The sequence below is a fragment of the Curtobacterium sp. MCPF17_050 genome, assembly GCF_003224435.2.
Classification (GTDB): Bacteria; Actinomycetota; Actinomycetes; order Actinomycetales; family Microbacteriaceae; genus Curtobacterium.
In genome coordinates this window covers 955,119-978,111 of the sequence record NZ_CP126250.1, presented here as the reverse complement: position 1 = coordinate 978,111, position 22,993 = coordinate 955,119, and the positions used below count along the sequence as shown (strand labels likewise).

Sequence of the window (22,993 nt, the reverse complement as noted above, 5' to 3'; positions counted from 1 at the left end):
GGCCCCGCGGACATGCGCACCCGCGGTCAGGTCCGCAGCACCACGTCCGCGAGCGCTGCCGGCTGCTCCGTCCGGATGAACGCGTCCTCCTGGTCTGCCCACCGCGCCCACTCGCGTTCGAACGTGGCGCCGTCCCGACCGATCGCCCGGTCCCACCGCACGGCGTCGTCGGCCTCGAGCCACAGCCGCACGGTGGCCAGCGGAGCGGATGCGCGCGAGAGCGCCCCGCACCCCTCGATGACGAGTGGCGCATCGGGGTCGACCGTGCGCCACGCGGCCGGTCGGTCCGCCTGCCAGTCCCACGAGCGGTACCCGGACGGCGCGCCGAGCACGTCCGTCACGACGGCGTCCGCGGCCGCGCGCAGACCGTCCCACCCGGGGTAGACGTCGTCGAGGTGCACCACCTGCGCTCCGAGTGCGACCGCGAGGGCGTTCCCGAGCGTGGTCTTGCCCGTCCCCGACCGCCCGTCCACGAGTACCACCACCCGCCCACGGGGACCGGCACCGTCAGCGTCCGGACCGAGGCCGTCCCCACCGGAACCGGGAGCACGACCGTCGCCCCTGTCGCCACCTCCGACCAGACCCCCGCCGACCCCGCCCGCGACCGCGGCACGGATGCGTGCCACCACGTCGGCGACGACCTCCGCGGGGTCGGTCGCGTGACCGGTCCGCTCGTCAGACACGCCACGTCCCCGCCGCCACCGCCACGGCGACCGCGACGGCGCCGATGCCGACGAGCACCCCGACCATCGCCCACTCCGGTCCGGCGAACCGGACGCTCCGCGCCCACGTCCGCCGTCCGGGCGCACCGAACCCGCGCGACTCCATCGCCACCGCGAGCGTCGTCGCCCGCCGGAGCGCCAGCACGAGCAGCGCGAACGCCATGGACGCACCGCGCCGCAGCCGCCCGGTGTCGGCCACGCCCCGGGCCCGCCGTGCGTTGCCGAGCTGCCGCCAGTCATCGCCGAGCAGGGTCGTCATCCGGATCGCCGCGAGCGCGCCGAGCACGAAGCGCGCGGGCAACCGGAGCAGCTGGGCGAGCCCGTCGGCGAGATCGGTCGGGTCCACCCGCACGAACAGCGCGATCGCCGGCAGCCCCACCGCGAGCACGCGCAGCGCGGTCGCCAGTGCGAGGGTCAGCGATCCGTCGGTCACGTGCGCGAAGCCGACGTCGAACCATTCGCGCCCGGACGGCCGGCCGTACAGGGCGATGCTCACCGCCGTCAGCGGCACCGCCGCGAGCAGCGGCGCGGTCCGCAGCAGGAACGTCCGCGGCGGGATCCGCAGGAGCGGGAGCAGGAGCACCTCGAGTCCGAGCGCGACCGCGGCGGACACGACGTCCAGGCTGAGCACGAGGCACAGGCCGAGCGCCAGGACGCCGAGCAGCGACGCCACCGGCTGCACACCGCGGATCCCGCGGGGCCGGACGGGAGGCTCGGCCCACCCGGGCGGTCCGGCCGCGGCCCCTGGGGACGTCGCGCGGGTGCGCTCGCGGCCCGTGCTGCTGCGCGCGTCCATCGAGCGGGTCGACGCGGCCGGCGTGACCGCGTCGGTCCGGGCGGCCGATCCGGTGCCGGCCGATACGGTCGCGGCCGACGCGGCCGGCGCCACGTGCGGCGGACCGTCGTGCTCGTCCGCCACCGCAGCGCGCACGCCGTGGGGTCCGAGGACGACCTCCACCGCGTCGAGCGCCCGCACGAGGTCACGGTCGTGCGTCACGGCGACGACCGCGGTCCCGCCGTCGGCGAGTTCACCGAGCCGGTCGACCACGGCCTGCCACGTCGCCCGGTCCTGTCCCGACGTCGGTTCGTCGAGCACGAGCACGGGCGGCTCGGCGGCGATGACGGCCCCGATCGCGAGCCGGCGCTGCTCGCCGCCGGACAGCGTGAACGGGTGCTGGTCGGCGAGGTGCGCCAGGTCGAAGTCGGCGAGCACCCGGTCGACCCGGGCGTCGACGTCCGGCCGGCCCACGGCACGCGGGCCGGCGGCGAGCTCCTCGCGGACGGTGCGGGCGATGAACTGGTGCTCGGGGTCCTGGAAGACGGTGCCGATCCGGGCGGCGAGCTCGCGGCTGGACCACGCCGACGGGTCCTCGGCCGCGTCGCCCCGTAGTGCGGCGGTGGCGTGCACGGTGCCGGCGGCGGGTCGGAGGAGCCCGCCGAGGGTCAGGCCGAGCGTGGACTTGCCGACGCCGTTCGGTCCGGTGACCGCGATGACCTGCCCGGCACGCACGGAGAGGTCGATCCCGCTGCCGATGCGGGGTCCCCGGCCCCGCGCCGTGCCGAGGGCCGATGCGACGAGGCGATCCGTGCCTCCCTGCCGGTCCGCGGTGGCGCTCTGGGCCGCACGGTGTCGTGCGGAGCCGGGAAGCGGTTCGCTGCCCGGCACCCAGACGCCGGCCGCGGTGAGCGCCTTTCCGTGTGCGGCGAGCACCTCGGCCGGGTGCCCGTCGGCCACGACGCCGCCGGCCGGTTCGAGCAGCACCAGGCGGTCGACGAGGTCGAGCCAGGTGCCGATCCGGTGTTCGACGACCAGGAGCGTGGCGCCGGTCTCGTCGAGCACGGCACGGACGGCGTCGTGCACCTGTGCGACCCCGTCCGGGTCGAGGTTCGCGCACGGCTCGTCGAGCACGAGGGCTCCCGGGCGCATCGCGAGCACCCCGGCGAGCGCCAACCGCTGCCGTTGCCCGCCCGACATCGCCGCGGTGGACCGGTCGAGCGGGAGGTCCAGCCCCACGACGTCGAGCGCAGCGCGGACCCGCGGCCAGATCTCCTCCGGCGGGACCCCGGTGTTCTCGCACCCGAAGGCCACGTCGTCGCCGATCCGGGACATCACGGTGTGCGCCTCGGGGTCCTGCATGACGAGCCCGACCCGCCCGCGGGCGCTGCCCGGTGCGACCCCGTCGACGAGCACTTCGCCCTGGACCGCGGCGGCGGTGTCGTCGTCCGGGTCGGGTTCGTCGGGCAGCACGGCCGCGACGGCCCGGAGCAGGGTGGACTTGCCGGCACCGGAGGGCCCGACGACCGCGACGCGTTCGCCGGGCTCGACGGTCAGGTCCACCCCGCGCACGGCCCACCGCTCACGGGACGCGTACCGCCACCCCCAGTCGCGGAAGGTGATCCGTGCCGCGGACGCCGTGGTGTCGGACAGGGGCCCGGCGACGGCGGACGGTGCGGACGTCACGCCGAGGCGCGAGCCGCACGCTTGGTGTGCTCGCGGCCCGCGGCGAACGACGAGAGCACGCCGGTGGCGGCGAGGGCGCGGACGATGAGCCACGAGCCGAGTCCGGCAATGACGGCACCGGAGATGACGGCGCAGATCACGTAGACGACCTTGAAGCCGGCGTCGAGCCCCGCGTACCAGAGCAACGAGTCGTTGACGCCGAGCGCGAGTCCCGCAGCGGCCCCGGCGAGGACGACGACCGGCAGCCGGTACACGCGGTACAGGAAGAGCGCGAGGACGAGCTCGGCGCCGAGGCCCTGCACGAGCCCGGCCTCGAGCGTGAGCCACCCCCACTGCGTGCCGAGCAGGGCCTCGACCGACGCCGCGACCATCTCGGCGTACAGAGCCGCGCCGGGCTTCCGCACGACGATCGCGACGATCGGACCGGCGAGCAGCCAGACGCCGCCGAAGAGCGACTGGGTGCCGGGGAGCACGAGCGCGCTGGCGGCGCTGATCGGCTCGTAGCCGAACTCCCACAGCTTGAAGACGACGCCGATCGCGACGGCGAGGACGCTCGCGACGACGATGTCCACGACCCGCCACCGCAGTGAGCGGGTGGGCGTGGTGGACGGGACAGCAGACTGCATGACAGCAGGCATGACCTGGACTCCTCCCTGCGCCGGCATGATCCGGATCAGGTTCGACGGTCGGAGCGCCGTTCGCTCCCTCTCAGCCCGGTGGACCCGGACTCCCGTGTGTGTCCCGCCAGTGTAGTGGCGATGTGGACGCGGGACGCGACCGCAGACGGACAGGAGGCACGGTGCGGGTCCGCACCGTGCCTCCCGGTCGTCGTCCGGTCAGTCCGTCACTTCTTCAGCGCACGGATGAGCTTCGCGAGCACCTTGCCCGTGACCCAGATGACCGGGATGCTCACGGTGAGGAGCGAGATGAGGTTCGGCTCGAACGCGAGGTCCTGGCCGGGACGGCGGACGTACGCGCCGACGGGGAGCGAGACGGCCCCGCCGCCACCGCCACCGGCGCCGTCCTCGTCGGCGTCGGAGCCGCCGCCGAAGCCGTACCAGTTGACGGAGACGGGGATCAGCGTGCTGTCCCCGACGTCCACCGGGTCGCCGTAGTTCGAGGCGACGCCGACGGGCCGCACCTTGTCTGCGATCTGCGTGACGATGTTGGTCATGGCGGTGACGCTACTCCGCGGCCACTGGCTGTCCGGTCGTCCGTGACGAACTGTGGACGACCGGACAGCCGCGACGCATCATCCCTTGACCGCCCCGGCGGACATCCCGGACACCAGGTTGCGCTGGATGATCATGAAGAACACCACCACCGGCAGCGAGAAGAGCACCGAGGCCGCCATCTGCCCGGTGAAGTCGGTCCCGGTCGTCTGCGTCGTGAACGAGGCGAGCCACACCGGCAGCGTGTACTGCGCCTGGTCCTGCATGAACGTGTAGGCGACGATGTAGTCGTTCCACGCCGCGATGAAGGCGAACACGCTCGTCGCGATCATGCCCGGCATGACGAGGGGGAACAGGACCTTCGTGAGCACCTGCCAGGTACTCGCACCGTCGATGCGCGCCGCCTCCTCGATCTCCATCGGGATCGCGAGGAAGAACCCGCGCATCACCCAGATCGAGAACGGCAGCACCGAGGCGACGTAGGCGAGGATCAGGCCGACGTAGCTGCCGGTGAGCCCGGCCTGGTTGAAGATGAGGAACTGCGGGATGAGCAGCGCCGTCCCCGGGAGCATCTGGACGAGCAGGATCACCACCAGGATGGTCCGCCGTCCGCGGAAGCGGAAGCGCGAGAGTGCTGCGGACGCCAGGATCCCGACCGCGAGCGACAGGAGGACCGCGCCGGCGACCACGATGCTCGAGTTCTTGAGGTACACGAGGAAGTCGGCCCGGGTGAACGCGGTGACGAAGTTCGCGACGGTCGGGTGGGCGGGGACGAAGAGCGGCGTGCTCGTCAGGGCCTCGGTCCGCGGCTTGAACGCGGTGTTCACCATCCAGTAGACGGGGAAGATCCACACCGCGCAGAAGACCACGGCGATGGTGCTGCTCACCCACCGGACGGGACGGCGCCGACGGCGGATGCGCTTCGTCGCGGCGACGCCTTCCGGGGTCGGGACGGCGACGGGGACGTCGGCCTGGACGGGGACGCCCGTCGGCAGTGCGGTGGTCACAGCTCTTCTCCCGATCGGACGAGGTTCCGGATGTACAGGGCGCTGAGGACCATGAGGATCACCGCCGCGATCACGGCCACCGCGGACCCGGTGCCGATGTCGTGCCCGACGAACGCGGTCACGTAGGTGAACACGCCGAGGGTGGAGGTCGCCCCGTCCGGGCCACCCTGGGAGACGAGCCAGATCTGGTTGAAGACGTTGAAGTCCCAGATGATCGACAGCATCGTCACGAGCAGGAGCGTCGGCCGCAGGTACTCGACGGTGACGACCCGGTAGACCGTCCACTCGGAGCCGCCGTCGAGCCGGACGGCCTCCTTCACCTCGAGCGGGATCTGCGTCTCGGCGGCGTACAGCGTCAGGGCGATGAACGGCACCGCCTGCCAGACGACGAGCATCCAGATGGACGTGTACGCGAGACCGGCGCTGTTGCCCCAGTCGGTGTCGGTCATGTCGCCGAAGACGTGCAGCTGGGTCAGCATCCAGTTGACGACGCCGTACCCCGGTTGGAACAGCCAGTTCCACACCAGCGAGGAGGCCACGTTCGGCATGCCCCACGCGCAGATGAGCACGATGGTCACGGCGTAGCGGAGGACGACGCCGAGCCGGGTCATCAGGTGCGAGACGCCGGCTCCGATCACGATGCTGCCGACGACCATCGCCACGGTGAACAGGACCGTCCGGACCAGGGAGGCCCAGAACGCGGGATCGGAGAGGATCTGCACGTACTGCGCCAGGCCCACGGCGTTGTAGGCACCGGTGTAGAGCGTGCGCTGGTCGTAGTCGGTGAACGACGTGAAGACCAGGAAGACGATGGGGGCGATCGTCACGAAGACGAGCACGAGGCCCGCCGGGGTGAGCAGCCACAGGGGGGCGAACGACCGGGAGGGACGGCGGGGAGCGCCACCGGGGCGCTCGTCGGAGGAGCGGGTGGGACGGCCGGTGCGCTCCTGGCTCGGGCGGGTGGCTGAGACGGTCACGTCTGGCCTTTCCGTGAGGGGTGGCGGGGCGGGTGCGGCAGGTCGTGCTGCGCACCCACCCCGTCCGGCTTCGGTCGAGGAGTGCTGCCTACTTCTTGTTGAGCGCGGCGTCGGCCGCCTCGTCGAAGTCGGCGGCTGCCTCCTCCGGTGTCTTCGAGCCGGAGACGACGCTCGAGAACAGCGTGTTGATGCTCTGGTCGCCCTCCAGGTCGGCCCAGCGGGAGTTCGCCGGGGTCGCCTTCGAGTTGAGTGCCGCCGTGAAGAAGCCCTTGTTGACGTCGCTCAGGGTGGAGTCGGCGGCCTTGATGCCGTCGGTGCTGTTCGGGATCCAGCCGTTGTCGCCGTAGACGTACTCGCTCTGGATGTCGGGGCTGGACGCGATCTTCACCCACTGCAGGGCGAGGTCCGTGTTCTTCGACTTCGCCGCGACGCCCCAGTCTGAGCCGCCGAGCATGACGGGCTGGGTCTTGCCGGACTTGCCCGGGAACGGGAAGGTGCCGAGCTGGTCCGCCGTCATCTCCGGGTTGGCCTGCTCGATGAGTCCGAGCGTGCCGCTCGTGCTGAGGATGGCCGAGGTCTTCTCGTCGGCGAAGACCTGGTTCATGTCCGGGCTGTCGGTGTTGAGCGTCGCCGACGCCTTCGAGGAGTAGTCGTTCGCGAACTCGGCGAAGTCGGCCAGGCCCTGCTGCGCCTCCGCGTCACCGAACCCGGCCTTCCAGGTGCCGTCCTGCTCGGTCGCGATCTCGCCGCCCGCGTCCCAGACGAACTGCATGCCGGCGTACCAGTACTGACCGGGCATGTAGAAGGCGGAGAAGTCCTTCGCGGTGTTCGCCGCCTTGACCTTGTCGAGGTCCGCCGTGAGTTCCTCGTACGTGGTCGGGGCCTCCGTGATGCCGGCGTCCTTCCACATCTGCTTGTTGTATATGACCGCTCGGGCACCGGCGAAGCCGGGGACCCCGTACAGCGCCCCGTCGACGGTGGCCGGGTCGGAGAGCCCGTCGAGCCACGTCTGTCCCTGCTTGAGCTCCTTCGCGTACGGCGTCAGGTCGAGCAGCGCTCCGTTGGCGGCGTAGCTCGCGACCTGGGTGTTGCCGAGGTCGAGGACGTCCGGCGGCGTGTTCGTCGCGAGAGCGGTGGAGACCTTGGTCGTGATGCCGTCCCACTGCTGGATCTGCACGCGGACCTCGGCCCCGGTCTTCGCCTCGAACTCCTTGTTGATCGCGGCGATGGTCTTGTCCGAGTAGTCCCCGGTCATCGCCCAGACGGTGAGCGTCTTGCCGTCGCCGTCGACGTCGGCGATCGCCTTCGTCCCGCCGCCGCCCCCGCTCCCGGCGTTCCCGGCACTGGAACAGGCGGTCATGCCCAGTGCGATGGTCAGGGCCACGGCAGTTGCTGCCGCGAACTTCGTCGTACGCATTGCTTCTCCTTGGTGGTCGTACTGCTGTGACGGGTCAGCTCACCCCGAGCTCCGCGGCGAGCAGGAAGGCTGCTCCGCCCCGGAGGATCAGGTCGCTGTTGGTGGTCGTGGCGGTCACGGCGAGGTCGTTGCCGACGCTCGCCAGGGTGCGGGCCGTCGCGGTGGCGTGCACCGCCTGGATGAAGGGGCCCTCGACGAGCTCCGCCGGGCCGGTGACGACGATCTCGGTGATGTTCACCGCGCTGATGATCGGCGCGAGGACACCGCCGAGGATGCTGCCCGCGGAGCGGAGCACGTCGGCCCGGTCGGCATCGGGCACCTCGGCGACCCGGCGTGCCAGGTGGTCCGCGCCGATGAGGACCTCGAGGCAGCCGCGGCGACCGCAGGGGCACGGCTCTCCGTCCTCGTCGATCGTCAGGTGGCCGATCTCACCGGCTGCGAACCGTTCGCCGACGACGAGGCGGCCGCCGAGCAGCATCCCGGTACCGACACCGTGTTCGAGCGCGACGACGAGCAGGTCGCCGGCGGGTTCGAGCTCGAACGCATGGACGCCGAGTGCGGCGACGTTCGCGTCGTTGAGCACGTGCACCGGCAGGCGGAAGTGCTCGGCGAGCTGCTGCTGCAGGGGCAGTCCCCTGCCGAGGGCGACCGAGTCGAGGACGGTGCCGGACGCGTCGATCACGCCGGGGCACCCGACCGCGATGCCGAGCAGGCGACGCGGTGTCATCGCGGCGAGGCGCTCGACGAGGCGGATGATCCGGACGAGGGCCTGGTCACCGGTCGCCCCGTCGACCTCGATCTTCGCGCTGTTCACGATGTCGCCGCGGAGGTTCGTCACCGCGCCGACGAAGTGGTCGGGCAGCGACAGGTCGACGACGACGATGTGAAACGCGTCGACGTTGAGGTTGATCAGGGTCGCGGGCTTGCCGACCCGGAGGTCCTCCCGTGGCCCGAGCTCGGTGACGAGCGCGTCCGCCTCGAGCTCCGCCACGAGCCCCGACACGGTGGGCCGGGTGAGGCCCGACTGCCGGGACAGGTCGGCGCGGCTCATGGCCCCGTCGGTGAAGAGCGTCTGCAGGATCAGGGACCGGTTGTGGGCCCGGCTGTGCTGCGGCAGCGCCTTGCTCCGCGGGCGCCGGAGCTGCGCGCCGAAGGCCGCCGGAGCGTCCGTCTCGTTCGCCATCAGATCTCCCTCGTCGAGCGGTTGCCTTAGTAAAGGGCCGTGCCTAATCCGCTGTCAACCCCCGATCCGAACCCGTAACAGCCGCGTGATCTCGCGGAAACACGGCCTGATTCCGTGCTTGCCCCGCTGGCGTAAGGCGTGTTTACTAACCCGCATGCGCAGCCTTGACGCCGCGTCCTCGACGCCGAGGTCGCTCCCCCCGACGACGGGAACCCCATGAGGATCGGCCTCGACATCGGCGGGACGAAGATCGACGCCGTCGCCGTCGCGCCGTCGGGTGCGGTCCTCGACCGGGTGCGTGTGCCGACGGGGTCCGGGCCCGACGCCGTGGTCGCGAACACCCTGCTGGTGATCCGGTCCCTGACCGAGCGCACCGGTCGGACCGCGACCTCCGTCGGCATCGGCATCCCCGGTCTCATCGACCCCGAGACCGGATGGGTCCGGCACGCGGTGAACCTCGGGCTGTCCGAGGTCGCGCTCGGCCCGATCGTCGCCGACACGCTGGGCCTGCGGGTGCAGGTCGAGAACGACGTGAACGTCGCAGCCCTCGGAGCGGCGCAGGCCATGCAGCTCGACGGGCCGCAGGCCTACCTCAACATCGGGACGGGACTCGCCGCCGGGCTCGTCGTCGACCGTCGACTCTGGCGCGGTGCGCGGGGCAACGCCGGGGAGATCGGGCACATCCCGGTGCTGGCCGACGGACTGCCCTGCGTCTGCGGACAGCGTGGCTGCCTCGAGACCGTCGCCTCCGGTTCCGCGCTCGCGGTCGCCTGGCCGGGACATGCCGGCAGCGCCGCGACGAGCGTCTTCGACTGCGCTGACGCCGGCGACCCCGCCGCGGTCGCGGTACGGGACCGGTTCGTCGCCGGCGTCGCATCGGCCGTCCGGATCCTCGTGGTCACGGCCGACGTCGAGTCCGTCGTGATCGGCGGCGGCCTCGCGTCCCTCGGCGAGCGCCTCCTCGTCCCCCTGCGCGCGGACTTCGACGAGGCCGCCCGCTCCTCCCCCTTCGTCGCGTCGCTCGGCCTGTCGTCCCGCGTGCTCCTCGCGCCCGCCGACCAGCCGCTCGCCGCCCTCGGCGCCGCGTTCCTGGCGCCCGAGTCGGCCGTGACGGCCGCATGACGCGGGCGACGGGACCGGCCGAGCCGGGCCTCCCGTCCACCGTGTCGACCGTCACCGCCGCCCCCTCCTCGCCCGGGCCGACCGGACCCCACCGGTCGGCCGGCGACCGCACCCTCCCCGTACGGATCCAGCGTCCGCCGCACCGGAGCGGCAGGAAGTGAGCACGTCATGACCGACCCGACCCGTCCCTCCACCACCGACCGCAAGCCGAACGACCGCAGTTCGAACGACTCTGGGTCCGGCACGCTCAGCCGACGTGGTGTCGTCCTCGGCGGTGCCGCCGCCGTCGCCGCCGCGGCCGTCGCCTTCGGCACCCCGGGCATCGCGTCCGCCGCTCCCGCCCGCGCCGCGTCCGCCGCCACCGCGGGGCACCACCCGGGGCGCCCCGTGTCGTCCCGCATCCGGTCCCGCGACCTCGCCTACGACTACCTCGACCTCCGCATGGACGAGTACGGCACCGGGACCGCGCCCCGCCTCCCCCGCTCCTACTCCGGCGGCTACTTCGCGACGCTGCCGAGCGAGTTCGTCTCGTCCTTCGCGTACGACGACTCGCTCATGGTCCTCGCCTGGCTCGCCCGCCGCCGCCGTGGGGACGTCCAGCGGGCGACCGCCCTCGGCGACGCGCTCCTGGCCCTGCAGGCGGCCGACCCGATCGGCGACGGCCGGACCCGGGCCTCCTACCAACCGGACTCCTTCCCGGTGGCAGACCCGCCACGGCCGATCGACGTCGGCTCGCCGGCGTCGTACACCGGCAACCAGTCCTGGGTCGGCATGGCGTTCTGCCGGCTGTACGCGGTGACGCGGCAGCGGCGGTTCCTCGACGGGGCGCTCCGTCTCGGCACGTGGATCGAGACGAACGCCCGCGACGACGTGCGCCGACCCGCGGGCTACACCGGGGGCCGCAACGCCGACGACCAGCCGATCATGTACAAGTCCACCGAGCACAACATCGACGTCACGGGCTTCTTCACGCAGCTCGCCCAGCTCACCGGCGACCGCACGTGGGCACGCCGGGCGGCGCTCGCCGAGTCGTTCGTCCGCGCGATGCAGGACCCGACCGACGGACACCTGTGGACCGGGACCGACGCAGACGGCACGACGATCAACCGCACCCCGATCCCCGAGGACGTGCAGACCTGGGCGTACCTCGCGACGCTCGACCGCCGGTACTCGCCGTCCGTCACCTGGGTGCTCGACCACCTCACCGCACACGACGGCCCGTACACGGGCCCGTCGTTCTCCGACACCGACGTCAGCAAGGTCTGGTTCGAGGGCTCCGGGCACCTGGCACTCGCCCTGGAGGCCCGGGGTGCGCGGGGCGACCGGGCGCGAGCGGCGCAGATCCTGGACAGCGTCCAGCTCGCCCAGGCCACCGAGCCGAACGGCGACGGCAAGGGCATCGTCTCGGCGTCGTCCGACGGCCTCGACACCGGCTTCGGCGACCTCTACTACGCGAGCCTGCACACCGGGGCGACCGCCTGGTACCTGCTCGCGCTCACGCGGTCCAACCCGTTCCGCCTCTGATCCACCACCACGGAAGGACCTGAGTCCGATGCTCATCCCACGCCCGCGTTCCCGCCACGACGTCCCTGGGACGTTCACGATCGACGACCGGACGCGCGTCAGCGCGGACCCGGCCACCGAGACCGTCGCCCAGTACCTGCAGCAGGTGCTCCGCGCCTCCACCCGGCTCCCGCTCCTCGGTGTCGGTGGCACCGAGGACGCACCGGTGATCGCGCTGCGGCTCGCTCCGACGCCCGACGACCTCCCGGCCGGGCCCGGTGGCGAACGTGCCGAGTCCTTCCGGCTCACCGTCACCCCGGACGGCGTCGTCATCGAGGGCGGTGGCCCCGCCGGTGTATTCTACGGCGTCCAGGCCCTCCTGCAGCTGCTCCCCGCCGACGTGTACCGCCGCGGGCAGGTGCGGACGGGAGCGTGGACGCTCCCCGCCACGGTCGTCGAGGACGCCCCGGCCTTCGCGTGGCGGGGCGTGATGCTCGACGTGGCGCGGCACTTCCGCACCAAGGCCGAGGTGTTGCGGCTCGTCGACCAGCTCGCGGTGCACCGGATCAACCGGCTGCACTTCCACCTGACCGAGGACCAGGGGTGGCGCATCGAGATCCAGAAGTACCCGCGCCTGACCGAGGTCGGCTCGTGGCGGCGCGAGTCCCAGGTCGGAGCGCACGTCCCCGACGCCGACGGCGTGCTGCAGGTGCCCGGGTACGACGGACGACCACACGGCGGGTTCTACACCCAGGACGACATCCGCGAGATCGTGTCCTACGCCGCGGACCGGTTCGTCACCGTCGTCCCGGAGATCGAGACACCCGGGCACGTCCGTGCCGCACTGGCCGCGTACCCGGAACTCGGTGTGCACCCCGAGCGTGAGCTCGACGTGTGGACCGAGTGGGGCATCGCGCACGACGTGCTGAACGCCGAGGACAGCACCGTGCAGTTCTTCGAGGACGTGTTCGACGAGGTGATCGCCCTGTTCCCGAGTGCCTACATCGGCCTCGGCGGTGACGAGTGCCCGAAGGACCAGTGGGAGGACGACCCGCGGACCCAGGAGCGCATCCGCGAGCTCGGACTCGAGGACGAGGAGCAGCTGCAGGCGTGGATCGTCGGGCAACTCGCCGCGCACATCGAGTCGCGCGGGCGTCGGGCGTTCGGGTGGGACGAGATCCTCGAGGGCGGGATGCTCTCCCGGTCGGCGACCGTGGTCTCCTGGCGCGGGATGCAGGGCGCGATCACCGCTGCCCGCCGCGGGCACGACGTCATCTCGACGCCGGACGACCAGGTGTACCTCGACTACCGGCAGAGCGACCTGCCGAACGAGCCGATCCCGATCTCGATCGTGCTGACCGTCGACGACGTGTACGCGTTCGACCCGGTGCCGACGTCGCTCACCGACGAGGAGCGCGCGCACGTCATCGGGGGCCAGGCGAACATGTGGACCGAGCACGTCGACACCGTCCAGCGGCTCGACTACCAGCTCTTCCCCCGCGTCGCCGCCCTCGCCGAGGCGCTCTGGTCGGCCGACGTCGCGGGACCGCGTGACGTGAGCGAGTTCCGGGAGCGGCTCACCGAGCACCTCGCCCGGCTCGACGCGCTCGGCATCGAGTACCGCCGCGACTCGGGCCCGCGTCCCTGGGAGGAGATCCCCGGTGTGCCCGGCCGCCCTGCCTCCCGTGAGGAGCGCGCCGCCTTCATCGACGCGATCACCGCGAACATCGCCGACGCGGCCGAGTCGACGACCGCGTGAGCCGCGCCCGGGCGACGGGACGCAGTCCCCGCCCGGGCCCGGGCCCGGTCGCGGACCCCGCGGCACCGCCACCGGGCGCCAGGAGCCGGACATCACAGGGGTCCCTCGATACGTTGGCCGGGTTCACCCCTTCTGGAGGCACGTTTGCACACCTGGCCCGGCAACCCCTACCCCCTCGGCGCGACCTACGACGGCAGCGGCACGAACTTCGCCGTGTTCAGCGAGGTCGCCGAAGGGGTCGAGCTCTGCCTGTTCGACGCCGACGGCACCGAGGAGCGCGTCCGCCTCGTCGAGGTCGACGCCCACGTCTGGCACGCGTACCTGCCGACCGTCGGCCCGGGCCAGCAGTACGGCTTCCGTGTGCACGCCCCGTACGACCCGGCGAACGGGCTGCGCTCGAACCCGGCGAAGCTCCTCCTGGACCCGTACGCCAAGGCCACCAGCGGTGACATCGACTGGGACCAGTCCCTGTTCTCGTACACGTTCGGCGACCCGGACTCCACGAACGACGAGGACTCCGCGTCGCACATGGTCAAGGGCGTGGTCATCAACCCGTTCTTCGACTGGCAGGGCGACCGCCCGCCGCGCATCCCCTACGGCGAGACGGTCATCTACGAGGCGCACGTCAAGGGCCTCACCGAGACGCACCCCGACGTGCCCGAGGAGCAGCGCGGCACCTACGCGGGTGTCTCGCACCCGGCCGTCATCGAGCACCTCCAGCGACTCGGCGTCACGACGCTCGAGCTCATGCCGGTGCACCAGTTCGTCAACGACTCGACGCTGCAGGACAAGGGGCTGTCGAACTACTGGGGCTACAACACCATCGGGTTCTTCGCGCCGCACGCGCACTACTCGTCCTCGGGCGACGGTGGCCAGCAGGTGCAGGAGTTCAAGACGATGGTCCGCGAGCTGCACCGCGCCGGCATCGAGGTCGTCCTCGACGTCGTGTACAACCACACCGCCGAGGGCAACCACCTCGGACCGACCCTGTCGTTCCGCGGCATCGACAACGCGGCGTACTACCGCCTCGTCGACGACGACAAGCGGTACTACATGGACGTCACGGGCACCGGGAACTCGCTCAACGTCGGGCACCCGCACTCGCTGCAGCTGATCATGGACTCGCTCCGCTACTGGGTCACCGAGATGCACGTCGACGGCTTCCGCTTCGACCTCGCCGCCGCCCTGGCCCGTGAGTTCTACGAAGTCGACCGGCTCGCGGCCTTCTTCGAGCTCGTCCAGCAGGACCCGATCGTGTCGCAGGTGAAGCTCATCGCCGAGCCCTGGGACGTCGGCCCCGGCGGCTACCAGGTCGGCAACTTCCCGCCGCAGTGGTCGGAGTGGAACGGCAAGTACCGCGACACCGTCCGTGACTTCTGGCGCGGCGAGCCGTCGACCCTCGGTGAGTTCGCGTCCCGCATCTCCGGCTCCGCCGACCTGTACGAGCACGACGGCCGCACGCCCAAGGCGAGCATCAACTTCATCACCGCGCACGACGGCTTCACGCTGTACGACCTGGTCTCCTACAACGAGAAGCACAACGAGGCGAACGGCGAGGACAACAACGACGGCGAGAGCCACAACCGGTCCTGGAACTCGGGCGTGGAGGGGCCGACGGACGACCCGGACGTGAACGCGCTCCGACTCCAGCGGCAGCGGAACTTCCTCGCGACGCTGCTGCTCAGCCAGGGCGTGCCGATGATCGCGCACGGCGACGAACTCGGTCGCACCCAGCAGGGCAACAACAACGTCTACGCGCAGGACTCCGAGCTGAGCTGGATCGACTGGTCCACGGCGGACGACGAACTCATCCAGTTCACCGCCGACGTCGTGAAGCTCCGGCACGACCACCCGACCTTCCGCCGCACCCGGTACTTCAACGGCCGTCCGGTGCGTCGGGGCGAGGGCGAGCCGCTGCCCGACGTCGTGTGGCTGACGCCCGCCGGTGACGCCATGCAGCCCGAGGAGTGGGACTCCGGCTTCGGCAAGAGCGTCGGCATGTACCTGAACGGCGAGGGCATCCGCGGGCGTGACGCCCGCGGTGAGCGGGTCACCGACGTCGCCTTCCTGACGTACTTCAACGCGCACGACGGTGTCGTCACGTTCACCCTCCCGCCGGAGGAGTACTCCCCCGGCTGGACCGTCCGCATCGACACCGCCGAGCCGGGGGCCCGCGACGAAGTGCTCGAGGCCGGCGACGCGCTCGACGTGCCCGCGCGGTCGATGATCGTGCTGCGTGCCGAGCCGGAGCACGAGATCCAGCGCACGCCCGTCGACACCGCGGAGCAGAGCGAGCCGGAGCACCCGACCGCCACCCCCGCGAACCCCGCAGCGTCCGCGACACCGAGCGCGGCGGGGACGGCCGGCGCCGCCGGCGTCGCCCCGGCACCGGCAGCGGACACCGCCGGGACGCCGACGACCGGCACCGAGACCCCCGCCACACCCCCCTCCGACGACGCTGCGTCCGAGCGCGACGCCCCCGCCGCCGGATCCGACACCCCTGGAAGTGCCGCATGACCCGCCGCAACCCGACCTCCACGTACCGCCTCCAGGTCACCGCCGACTTCGACCTCGACGCCGCGCGCGACGTCGTGGACTACGTCCGTGACCTCGGCGCCGACTGGCTGTACCTCTCCCCCGTCCTGCAGGCGGAGCCCGGCTCCGGCCACGGGTACGACGTCGTCGACCACAGCCACGTCGACACCGAACGCGGCGGCGACGACGCCCTCCGGGCACTGGCCGAGGCCGCGCACGCGGCCGGGCTCGGCGTCCTCGTCGACGTCGTGCCGAACCACGTCGGTGTGGCCACGCCCGCGGTGAACCCGTGGTGGTGGTCGCTCCTCGAGTACGGCCAGGAGTCCCCGATGGCCTGGGCGTTCGACGTCGACTGGGCGGCCGGCGGCGGACGCATCCGCATCCCGGTCCTCGACGACCGGCTGCTCGACGGCGTCACGCTCGACACCGGCAGCGCCGACGACGCGCCCCGTCTGCTCGTCGGCGAGACCGCCTACCCGACCGCTCCTGGCACCGTGCACGACGGCGACGACGTCGCGACCGTGCACGCGCGGCAGCACTACGAGTTCGTGCACTGGAAGCGCGCCGACTCGGAGCTGAACTACCGCCGGTTCTTCGCGGTGAACACCCTCGCGGCGATCCGCGTCGAGGAGCCCGAGGTGTTCGCCGCCTCGCACGGGGTCATCGGCTCGTGGTTCCGCGACGGGCTCGTCGACGGGCTGCGCATCGACCACCCGGACGGCCTGACCGACCCGGCCGGCTACCTCGACGACCTCGCCGACCTGACCGGCGGCGCCTACACGCTCGTCGAGAAGATCCTGGAGCCCGGCGAACTCCTGCCGTCGTCGTGGCCCGTCGACGGCACGACCGGCTACGACGCGCTCGGCTTCATCGACCGTGTGTTCGTCGACCCCGCGGGCGAGGCACCCCTCACCGCGCTCGAGGACCGGCTGCGCGGCGAGCACGTCGCCTGGCAGGACCTGACTCGTGGCACCCGTCGAGGCATCGCCGACGGCATCCTCAACAGCGAGGTGCGTCGTCTCGCCCGCCTGCTCGTCGTCGACCCGGTCGTGCAGGCCGACGGTGCGCCCCTCGCCGAGGACCGCATCGTCGACGCCGTCGCCGAGGTCGTCGCGAGCTTCGAGGTCTACCGGACCTACCTGCCCGAGGGCATCCACCACCTCGTCGAGGCGCTCGAGGTCGCGGCGGAGTCCCGCCCGGACCTCGCCGACGTCATCGACCGCATCGCGCCCGCGCTGTGCGACGGGGACGACGCCGCAGCGATCCGCCTGCAGCAGACCAGCGGCATGGTGATGGCGAAGGGCGTCGAGGACACCGCGTTCTACCGGACCTCCCGTCTGTCGTCGCTGAGCGAGGTCGGCGGTGACCCGAGCATCTTCTCGGTCACCCTCGACGAGTTCCACGCCGCCCAGCGCGAGCGCCTCGCCAGCTGGCCGCTCGCCATGACCACGCTCACCACGCACGACACGAAGCGGAGCGAGGACACCCGCGCACGCATCGCGGTCCTCGCCGAACTCGGCGAGGAGTGGACGGCGACCTTCGACCGGCTGAACGCCCTCGCCCCGCTCGCGGACGGCGTGTTCGCGAACCTGCTCTGGCAGGCGATCGTCGGCGCCCGCCCGGCCTCCCGCGAGCGGCTCCACGCCTACGCCGAGAAGGCCTCGCGCGAAGCCGGCGACAGCACGACGTGGACCGAGCCGGACGAGGCGTTCGAGCAGCAGATGCACGCGCTCGTCGACGCGTCGTTCGACGACCCCGCCGTGGTCGCCGAGCTCGACGCCCTCGACGAGCGGATCACCGCGGCGGGCTGGTCGAACGGCCTCGGCGCGAAGATCCTGCACCTCACCGCGCCCGGCGTCCCCGACGTCTACCAGGGCACGGAGGCCTGGGACCGCTCGCTCGTCGACCCCGACAACCGTCGTCCGGTCGACTACGCCGAGCGCCGCCGGGTCCTCGCGACGCTCGACGGAGCGGACGACGACGGGCCCGACGTGCTCCCGGCGATCGACCTCGACGCCGCTGCCAAGACGCTCGTCACGAGCCGTGCCCTGCGCGCCCGCCGGGACCACCCGGAGCTCTTCAGCCGGTACGTCCCGCTCGACGCGACCGGTCCGGCCGCCGACCACGTGGTCGCGTTCGACCGTGGCGGCGCCGTGACGATCGCCACCCGGCTGCCGCTCGGTCTGGAGGCCGTGGGCGGTTGGGCGGACACGCTGCTGCACGTCGTCCCCGTCGAGCGCGTCGACCTGTTGACCGGTCGCCGGTTCCCGGCGGACCGCGACCTGCTGCTCGGCGAGCTGCTCACGGACTTCCCGGTCGCGCTCCTCGTGCCGGCCGACGTCGTCGACGGCGCCGGACACGACGCCACGGACGCGGCGAGCACGGACGCGGCGAGCACGGACACCACGAACACCACCACCGACGACACCGAGACCGACGCGCAGGCCGAGGTCGAGATCCTGGAGGGTCACGCATGACCAGTCCTGACCGCTACGGCGTCTGGGCCCCCGAGCCCGAGAACGTCCGCCTCGTCGTCGACGGGACCGAGTACCCGCTGACACGCGGCGACGACGACTGGTGGACCACCGACGCGGTCCTGCCGGTCGTCGGCGCCCGCTACGGGTTCCGCATCGGCGACGACGACGCGGTCCGCCCCGACCCGCGCAGCCGGTTCCAGCCCGAGGGCGTGCACGGCCCGTCCGAGGTCGTCGACCCGTCACGCTTCGCCTGGACCGACGACGCCTGGACCGGCCGCCCCGTCCGCGGTGGCGTCGTGTACGAGATGCACGTCGGCACCTTCACGCCCGAGGGCACCCTCGACGCGGCCGCCGCGAAGCTCGAGCACCTCGTCGAGCTCGGCGTGGAGTTCGTCGAGCTCCTGCCGGTGAACGGCGTGAACGGCGAGTGGAACTGGGGCTACGACGGCGTCGCGTGGTACGCGGTGCACGCCCCCTACGGTGGGCCCGACGCGTACGACCGCTTCGTCGACCGCGCGCACGCGCTCGGTCTCGGGGTCATCCAGGACGTCGTCTACAACCACCTCGGCCCGAGCGGCAACTACCTGCCGCTGTACGGCCCGTACCTCGTGGAGGGCCTGGCGAACACCTGGGGCGACTCGGTCAACGTCGAGCACCCCGAGGTCCGCCGCTACGTCCTGGACAACGTCCGCATGTGGTTCCGCGACCACCACGTCGACGGCCTGCGCCTGGACGCCGTGCACGCGATCCGCGACACCACCCGGCCGCACGTCCTGGCCGAGATGGCGAGCGAGACCGACGCCTACTCGTCGTTCACCGGCAAGCCGCTCTCGCTCATCGCCGAGTCGGACCTCAACGACCCGGTGATGTTCCGTCCGCGCGAGGCCGGCGGCTACGGGCTCGCCGGGCAGTGGTCGGACGACTTCCACCACGCCGTGCACGTCGCCGTCACCGGGGAGACGAACGGCTACTACGCCGACTTCGCCCCGCTGACGGCACTCGCGAAGGTGCTCGACCAGGGCTTCTTCCACGACGGCACGTGGTCCTCGTTCCGCGGCAAGCGCCACGGTCGCCCGATCGACCGTGGGACCTCCCCCACGACCGCGCTCGTCGTGGCGAACCAGAACCACGACCAGATCGGCAACCGGGCCGCCGGCGACCGCCTGGCTGCGACCGTGTCGGACGAGGGGCTCGTCATCGCGGCGGCCCTGACCCTGCTCGGCCCGTTCACGCCGATGCTGTTCATGGGTGAGGAGTTCGCCGCGACGACCCCGTGGCAGTTCTTCACGTCGCACCCGGAGCCGGAGCTCGGCAAGGTGACGGCCGAGGGCCGCATCAAGGAGTTCGCGGAGCACGGCTGGGACGAGTCGACGGTGCCGGACCCGCAGGACCCGACGACGTTCACCAACTCGAAGCTCGTCTGGGCCGACGCCGAGTCGGAGCGTGGTGCCCGCATCCTCAACGCCTACCGCGTGCTCGTCGCCCTCCGCCGGACCGACGAGGCGTTCGTCGACCACCGGTACGAGGCGAACGCGGTGCGGTTCAGCGAGGACGAGCGCTGGCTCGTGCTCACCCGCGGGCTGCTCGGCCCCTCCGCGGCGCCGGTGCACGTCGTCGTCAACCTGTCGGACGCCGCGACGGAGGTGCCGCTCGTCGGCGCCGGCGGTGAGGTGCTGTTCAGCTTCGGCGACGCCGACTTCGACACCGACGGCGTCCGCTTCGGCGGCCGTGGCCTCGTCGTGGTGCGCTGACCGCGCACCCCATATGACGGACGGGAGGCCCGGTACCAGCTGGTACCGGGCCTCCCGTCCGTTCGTCGGTACGCCCGTCAGGCGGTGGGGTTCGGCACCGTGTGTGCGTTCGCGCGCACCGACGGGAGCCGCCGGCGGTGCCGGAGGAGCGACCGCGCCTCGCGGAGCCGCCGGTCGATCCCCCACCGCGTCACGAGCGTCAGGCTCTCGCGCACGATGTTCCCGCTCATCTTCGAGACCCCGAACTCCCGTTCGGTGAACGTGATCGGCGTCTCGACGACCCGCAGACCGGCCTCGAGTGCACGCCAGCAGAGGTCGACCTGGAAGCAGTAGCCCTTCGACGCGATGCCGTCGAGGTCGATGCGTCGGAGGGCGTCCGCGGTGAAGACGCGGAACCCGCCGGTGGCGTCCCGCACGTCGACGCCGAGCGCGAGCCGCGTGTAGAGGTTGCCGCCGCGTGAGAGGAGCTCCCGGCGCCAGGGCCAGTTCTCCACGCGCCCGCCGCGCACCCACCGGGAGCCGAGGACGAGGTCGGACGTGTCGGCGAGCTCGGTCATCCACGGCAGGTACTCCGGGTGGTGCGAGCCGTCGGCGTCCATCTCGACGAGCTTCGCGTACCCGGCGTCGAGCCCCCACGCGAACCCCGCCAGGTAGGCACCGCCGAGGCCGTCCTTGACGGTGCGGTGCAGGACGTGCACCCGGTCGGTCTCGCCGGCGATGGTGTCGGCGATCTCCCCTGTGCCGTCCGGGGACGCGTCGTCGACGACGAGGAGGTGCACGTGCTCCTCGGTGGCGTCGAGCGTCCGGCGGATGATCGGCCGGATGTTCTCGGCCTCGTCGTACGTGGGGATGATCACGAGGGTGCGGTCGGGCATCGGGTGCTCCTGTTCGGTGTCCTGCCAGGGTCCGGGTCGGGTCGGGTGTCCGGGTCGGGTCGGGCGTCCGGGTCGGGCGTCCGGGGCCGGGTCAGTCGTCGACGAGGTCGGCGAAGACGATGAGGTTGTCCGTGTAGTGCCCGGTGGCGGTGTCGAAGGTGCCGTCGCACGTGATGAGCCGCAGCGTCGGGGTGGGTGTGGTGCCGTAGACGTCACTCGTCGGGAAGGCGCTCTTCGCCGCGCGTTCGGTGCGGTCGACGGCGAAGGTGCGGGTGCTGCCGTCCGTCATGGCGACGGCGATGCGGTCACCGGCGACGAGCTCGTCGAGGCGGAAGAAGACCGCGGCACTCGTCGGGCTGTCGACGTGCCCGGCGATGACGGCCGGTCCGACCTCGCCCGGCACGATGCCGTCGCTGAACCAGCCGGCGTCGTCCCAGGCCTCGGGCGGGTCGAGTTCGCCGGCGGCCCCGCGGTGGAGGTCCTCCAGGCCCGCGTCGACCCCGATGGCCGGGATCGACACCCGGGTCGGCGTCGCGTCGGAACGGGCCGCCGGTGCCGCGGGGTCCTGGAACCCGGCGATGTCCCGGTCGCCGCTCGGCGCGGACGAGGGACCGGACGCGGACGACGAGGCCGCGGACGGGGTCGCGGTCGGTACGCCGGCTACTCCGTCGGTCTTGTCATCGGCAGCCACGGCGACACCCGTCGCCACGGCGCCGGCGGCGACCACGACGGCCACGGCCGCGCTCAGGGCGACCCGGTGCCGGCGGAGCCGCGTGCGCAGTGCCGTCCTCGCTGCGCCGCCGTCCGGGCGGACGGCGCGACGACCGCGCTGCCCGGTCACGACGTGCCTCCGCCAGCGGTCGCGCACCCGCCGAGCACGTCGGACGTGAGCATCGTCGCGCCGAGTGCCGCCCACGCGTCGCCGTAGTACGTCGGCGTCGTGGCGGCGGTCCGGTCGGCACGCTCGAGGTCGGCCGCCGCCGCACTCGTCGACCCGGCGGCCCGTTCGGCCGCGGCCCGGGCGACGTAGGCGAGCGCGCTCCGGTCCCCCGTGACGGCCGTGCCACCGAGGTCGAGCTGCGCCGCGAGCTCGGTGCTGCGGCGCAGGGTCGGCACGAGGCCGGCGGCGAGGGCCCGGTCGGACGGGGTGCACGCCTCGGCGTACCGGAGCGGCATCCGCATGGCGTCGTACCCGTACAGCACCCGTGGGTCGGACGCGCTCGTGGGCATCGCGTCGACGGCGCCGTCCGAGTGCACCTGCGACCAGTCGCTCGGCAGGTCGGTCTCCTCGAGGACCGCGGAGGTCACGGCCGTGGATCCACGCTCCAACGCTGCCCACCGCGCGTCACCGGTCGCGTCCCCGAGGACCCGGTAGGCGGCCGGGGACGCGTAGGAGGCGTTGTACCGGTACGGGTCGGAGTCCGCCCACGGTCCCGGCAGGAGCACCAGACCGGCGTCGGTCGAGGCGGTCTCGTGGTCGAGCACGGCGTCGGCCAGCCGCGTGCCGGCAGCCGTGAGACGGTCGTCGCCCCACGTCTTCCCGGCCAGGACGAGCGCCCGGGCCGCGTCGAGATCGGCGTCGCTCGCGGACTGCGCGTCCGCCACCCCGCCGTCGGTCGTCCAGCGCCACGCGAGCAGGTGGTCATCGGTGAGGAGGTGCTCCGCCGTCCACGACCAGATCTCGCCGAAGCGCTCGCGGTCGCCGGCCGCGTACGCGATGAGCAGGCCGTACGCCTGACCCTCGCTGACGGTGTCGTTCCCCTGGTCCTTCCGGACGACCCGGCCGTCCTCGACGTACCGGTCGAGGAAGTCCGTGCGGAGCTGCTCGGGGGTCCGCGGCCGGCCGGCCGCGGTCGTCGACGTCGGGGTGGAGACGCCGCCGGCCTCCGGGGCGCGGTCGGACCACGGCTGGACCGCGGCCACGGCGATGCCGCCGGTCACGAGGACCGCGGCGAGCGCGACGGCGGTCACGGGGATCCAGTTCCTGCGGGTCATGCTGGCTCGCTCTCTGCTGGGTGGTGGACGTGCGGTG

17 protein-coding genes and 1 riboswitch are annotated in these 22,993 nt (G+C 72.4%); of the genes, 6 read left to right on the top strand and 11 right to left on the bottom strand.

Translation table 11 applies throughout. From position 1 onward, the window contains the following. Positions 1–26: 26 nt before the first annotated feature. The 8 genes from DEJ34_RS04630 to DEJ34_RS04595 form a co-directional block, all read right to left on the bottom strand. Positions 27–683, bottom strand: coding sequence for a nucleoside/nucleotide kinase family protein (locus DEJ34_RS04630; RefSeq protein WP_258368409.1), 657 nt, complete (start codon positions 681–683; stop codon positions 27–29). Continuing rightward, positions 676–3,183 (bottom strand): ATP-binding cassette domain-containing protein, encoded by a 2,508-nt coding sequence (locus DEJ34_RS04625; protein WP_181422294.1) that lies wholly within the window; start codon positions 3,181–3,183, stop codon positions 676–678. The genes DEJ34_RS04630 and DEJ34_RS04625 overlap by 8 nt, the downstream gene beginning before the upstream one ends. Beyond that, positions 3,180–3,821: an ECF transporter S component gene (locus tag DEJ34_RS04620; protein ID WP_258367630.1), complete on the bottom strand. Its 642-nt coding sequence runs from the start codon at positions 3,819–3,821 to the stop codon at positions 3,180–3,182. The genes DEJ34_RS04625 and DEJ34_RS04620 overlap by 4 nt, the downstream gene beginning before the upstream one ends. Continuing rightward, positions 3,816–3,927: riboswitch (TPP riboswitch) on the bottom strand. It overlaps the preceding gene by 6 nt. A gap of 100 nt (positions 3,928–4,027) precedes the next feature. Continuing rightward, the gene (locus DEJ34_RS04615) at positions 4,028–4,357 is read right to left on the bottom strand and encodes a hypothetical protein (RefSeq protein ID WP_110824005.1); all 330 of its coding nucleotides are present in this window, start codon (positions 4,355–4,357) and stop codon (positions 4,028–4,030) included. 78 nt (positions 4,358–4,435) lie between these two features. Next, positions 4,436–5,362 (bottom strand): carbohydrate ABC transporter permease, encoded by a 927-nt coding sequence (locus DEJ34_RS04610; RefSeq protein WP_220032843.1) that lies wholly within the window; start codon positions 5,360–5,362, stop codon positions 4,436–4,438. Next, positions 5,359–6,339 (bottom strand): carbohydrate ABC transporter permease, encoded by a 981-nt coding sequence (locus tag DEJ34_RS04605; protein WP_110900646.1) that lies wholly within the window; start codon positions 6,337–6,339, stop codon positions 5,359–5,361. The genes DEJ34_RS04610 and DEJ34_RS04605 overlap by 4 nt, the downstream gene beginning before the upstream one ends. Before the next feature lie 88 nt (positions 6,340–6,427). Further along, the gene (locus DEJ34_RS04600) at positions 6,428–7,756 is read right to left on the bottom strand and encodes an extracellular solute-binding protein (protein WP_110900645.1); all 1,329 of its coding nucleotides are present in this window, start codon (positions 7,754–7,756) and stop codon (positions 6,428–6,430) included. Positions 7,757–7,790: 34 nt separating this feature from the next. Continuing rightward, on the bottom strand, positions 7,791–8,939 hold the full coding sequence (locus tag DEJ34_RS04595; RefSeq protein ID WP_110911943.1) for an ROK family transcriptional regulator: 1,149 nt from the start codon (positions 8,937–8,939) through the stop codon (positions 7,791–7,793). A 216-nt stretch (positions 8,940–9,155) separates the two neighbouring features. Here DEJ34_RS04595 and DEJ34_RS04590 point away from each other — a divergent pair, with 216 nt between their 5' ends. The 6 genes from DEJ34_RS04590 (at position 9,156) to treZ (ending at position 20,086) form a co-directional block, all read left to right on the top strand. Next, on the top strand, positions 9,156–10,061 hold the full coding sequence (locus DEJ34_RS04590; RefSeq protein ID WP_110900643.1) for an ROK family protein: 906 nt from the start codon (positions 9,156–9,158) through the stop codon (positions 10,059–10,061). 168 nt (positions 10,062–10,229) lie between these two features. Next, positions 10,230–11,585 (top strand): AGE family epimerase/isomerase, encoded by a 1,356-nt coding sequence (locus DEJ34_RS04585; protein ID WP_181422293.1) that lies wholly within the window; start codon positions 10,230–10,232, stop codon positions 11,583–11,585. Positions 11,586–11,613: 28 nt separating this feature from the next. Continuing rightward, entirely contained in the window at positions 11,614–13,323 is a 1,710-nt protein-coding gene (locus DEJ34_RS04580; RefSeq protein WP_110911942.1) for a beta-N-acetylhexosaminidase, read from the top strand. 144 nt (positions 13,324–13,467) lie between these two features. Then, complete coding sequence (glgX, locus tag DEJ34_RS04575; protein ID WP_110911941.1) at positions 13,468–15,840, top strand: glycogen debranching protein GlgX; 2,373 nt, start codon at positions 13,468–13,470, stop codon at positions 15,838–15,840. Then, the gene (gene treY / locus DEJ34_RS04570) at positions 15,837–18,335 is read left to right on the top strand and encodes a malto-oligosyltrehalose synthase (protein WP_110911940.1); all 2,499 of its coding nucleotides are present in this window, start codon (positions 15,837–15,839) and stop codon (positions 18,333–18,335) included. The genes glgX and treY overlap by 4 nt, the downstream gene beginning before the upstream one ends. Then, positions 18,332–20,086: a malto-oligosyltrehalose trehalohydrolase gene (gene treZ / locus DEJ34_RS04565; RefSeq protein ID WP_110911939.1), complete on the top strand. Its 1,755-nt coding sequence runs from the start codon at positions 18,332–18,334 to the stop codon at positions 20,084–20,086. The genes treY and treZ overlap by 4 nt, the downstream gene beginning before the upstream one ends. Positions 20,087–20,163: 77 nt before the next feature. Here treZ and DEJ34_RS04560 read toward each other — a convergent pair whose 3' ends face one another. From DEJ34_RS04560 to DEJ34_RS04550, 3 genes are all read right to left on the bottom strand, one after another. After that, positions 20,164–20,961, bottom strand: coding sequence for a polyprenol monophosphomannose synthase (locus DEJ34_RS04560; protein WP_110911938.1), 798 nt, complete (start codon positions 20,959–20,961; stop codon positions 20,164–20,166). Between the two features lie 91 nt (positions 20,962–21,052). Beyond that, positions 21,053–21,802 carry a class F sortase gene (locus DEJ34_RS04555; protein WP_181422292.1) on the bottom strand — a complete coding sequence of 250 codons (750 nt, stop codon included), beginning with the start codon at positions 21,800–21,802 and terminating at the stop codon, positions 21,053–21,055. Then, positions 21,799–22,956, bottom strand: a complete 1,158-nt coding sequence (locus tag DEJ34_RS04550) for a family 8 glycosyl hydrolase (protein ID WP_110911936.1) — start codon at positions 22,954–22,956, stop codon at positions 21,799–21,801. Before DEJ34_RS04550 ends, DEJ34_RS04555 begins: the two co-directional genes overlap by 4 nt. Positions 22,957–22,993 lie beyond the last annotated feature (37 nt).

Excerpts from the sequence above, each read along its gene's own strand:
- DEJ34_RS04620 (WP_258367630.1), bottom strand. The coding sequence starts at position 3,821 with ATGCCTGCTGTCATGCAGTCTGCTGTCCCGTCCACCACGCCCACCCGC.
- DEJ34_RS04615 (WP_110824005.1), bottom strand. The coding sequence starts at position 4,357 with ATGACCAACATCGTCACGCAGATCGCAGACAAGGTGCGGCCCGTCGGC.
- DEJ34_RS04600 (WP_110900645.1), bottom strand. The coding sequence starts at position 7,756 with ATGCGTACGACGAAGTTCGCGGCAGCAACTGCCGTGGCCCTGACCATC.
- DEJ34_RS04595 (WP_110911943.1), bottom strand. The coding sequence starts at position 8,939 with ATGGCGAACGAGACGGACGCTCCGGCGGCCTTCGGCGCGCAGCTCCGG.
- DEJ34_RS04590 (WP_110900643.1), top strand. The coding sequence starts at position 9,156 with ATGAGGATCGGCCTCGACATCGGCGGGACGAAGATCGACGCCGTCGCC.
- DEJ34_RS04585 (WP_181422293.1), top strand. The coding sequence starts at position 10,230 with ATGACCGACCCGACCCGTCCCTCCACCACCGACCGCAAGCCGAACGAC.
- DEJ34_RS04580 (WP_110911942.1), top strand. The coding sequence starts at position 11,614 with ATGCTCATCCCACGCCCGCGTTCCCGCCACGACGTCCCTGGGACGTTC.
- treY (WP_110911940.1), top strand. The coding sequence starts at position 15,837 with ATGACCCGCCGCAACCCGACCTCCACGTACCGCCTCCAGGTCACCGCC.
- treZ (WP_110911939.1), top strand. The coding sequence starts at position 18,332 with ATGACCAGTCCTGACCGCTACGGCGTCTGGGCCCCCGAGCCCGAGAAC.
- DEJ34_RS04560 (WP_110911938.1), bottom strand. The coding sequence starts at position 20,961 with ATGCCCGACCGCACCCTCGTGATCATCCCCACGTACGACGAGGCCGAG.
- DEJ34_RS04550 (WP_110911936.1), bottom strand. The coding sequence starts at position 22,956 with ATGACCCGCAGGAACTGGATCCCCGTGACCGCCGTCGCGCTCGCCGCG.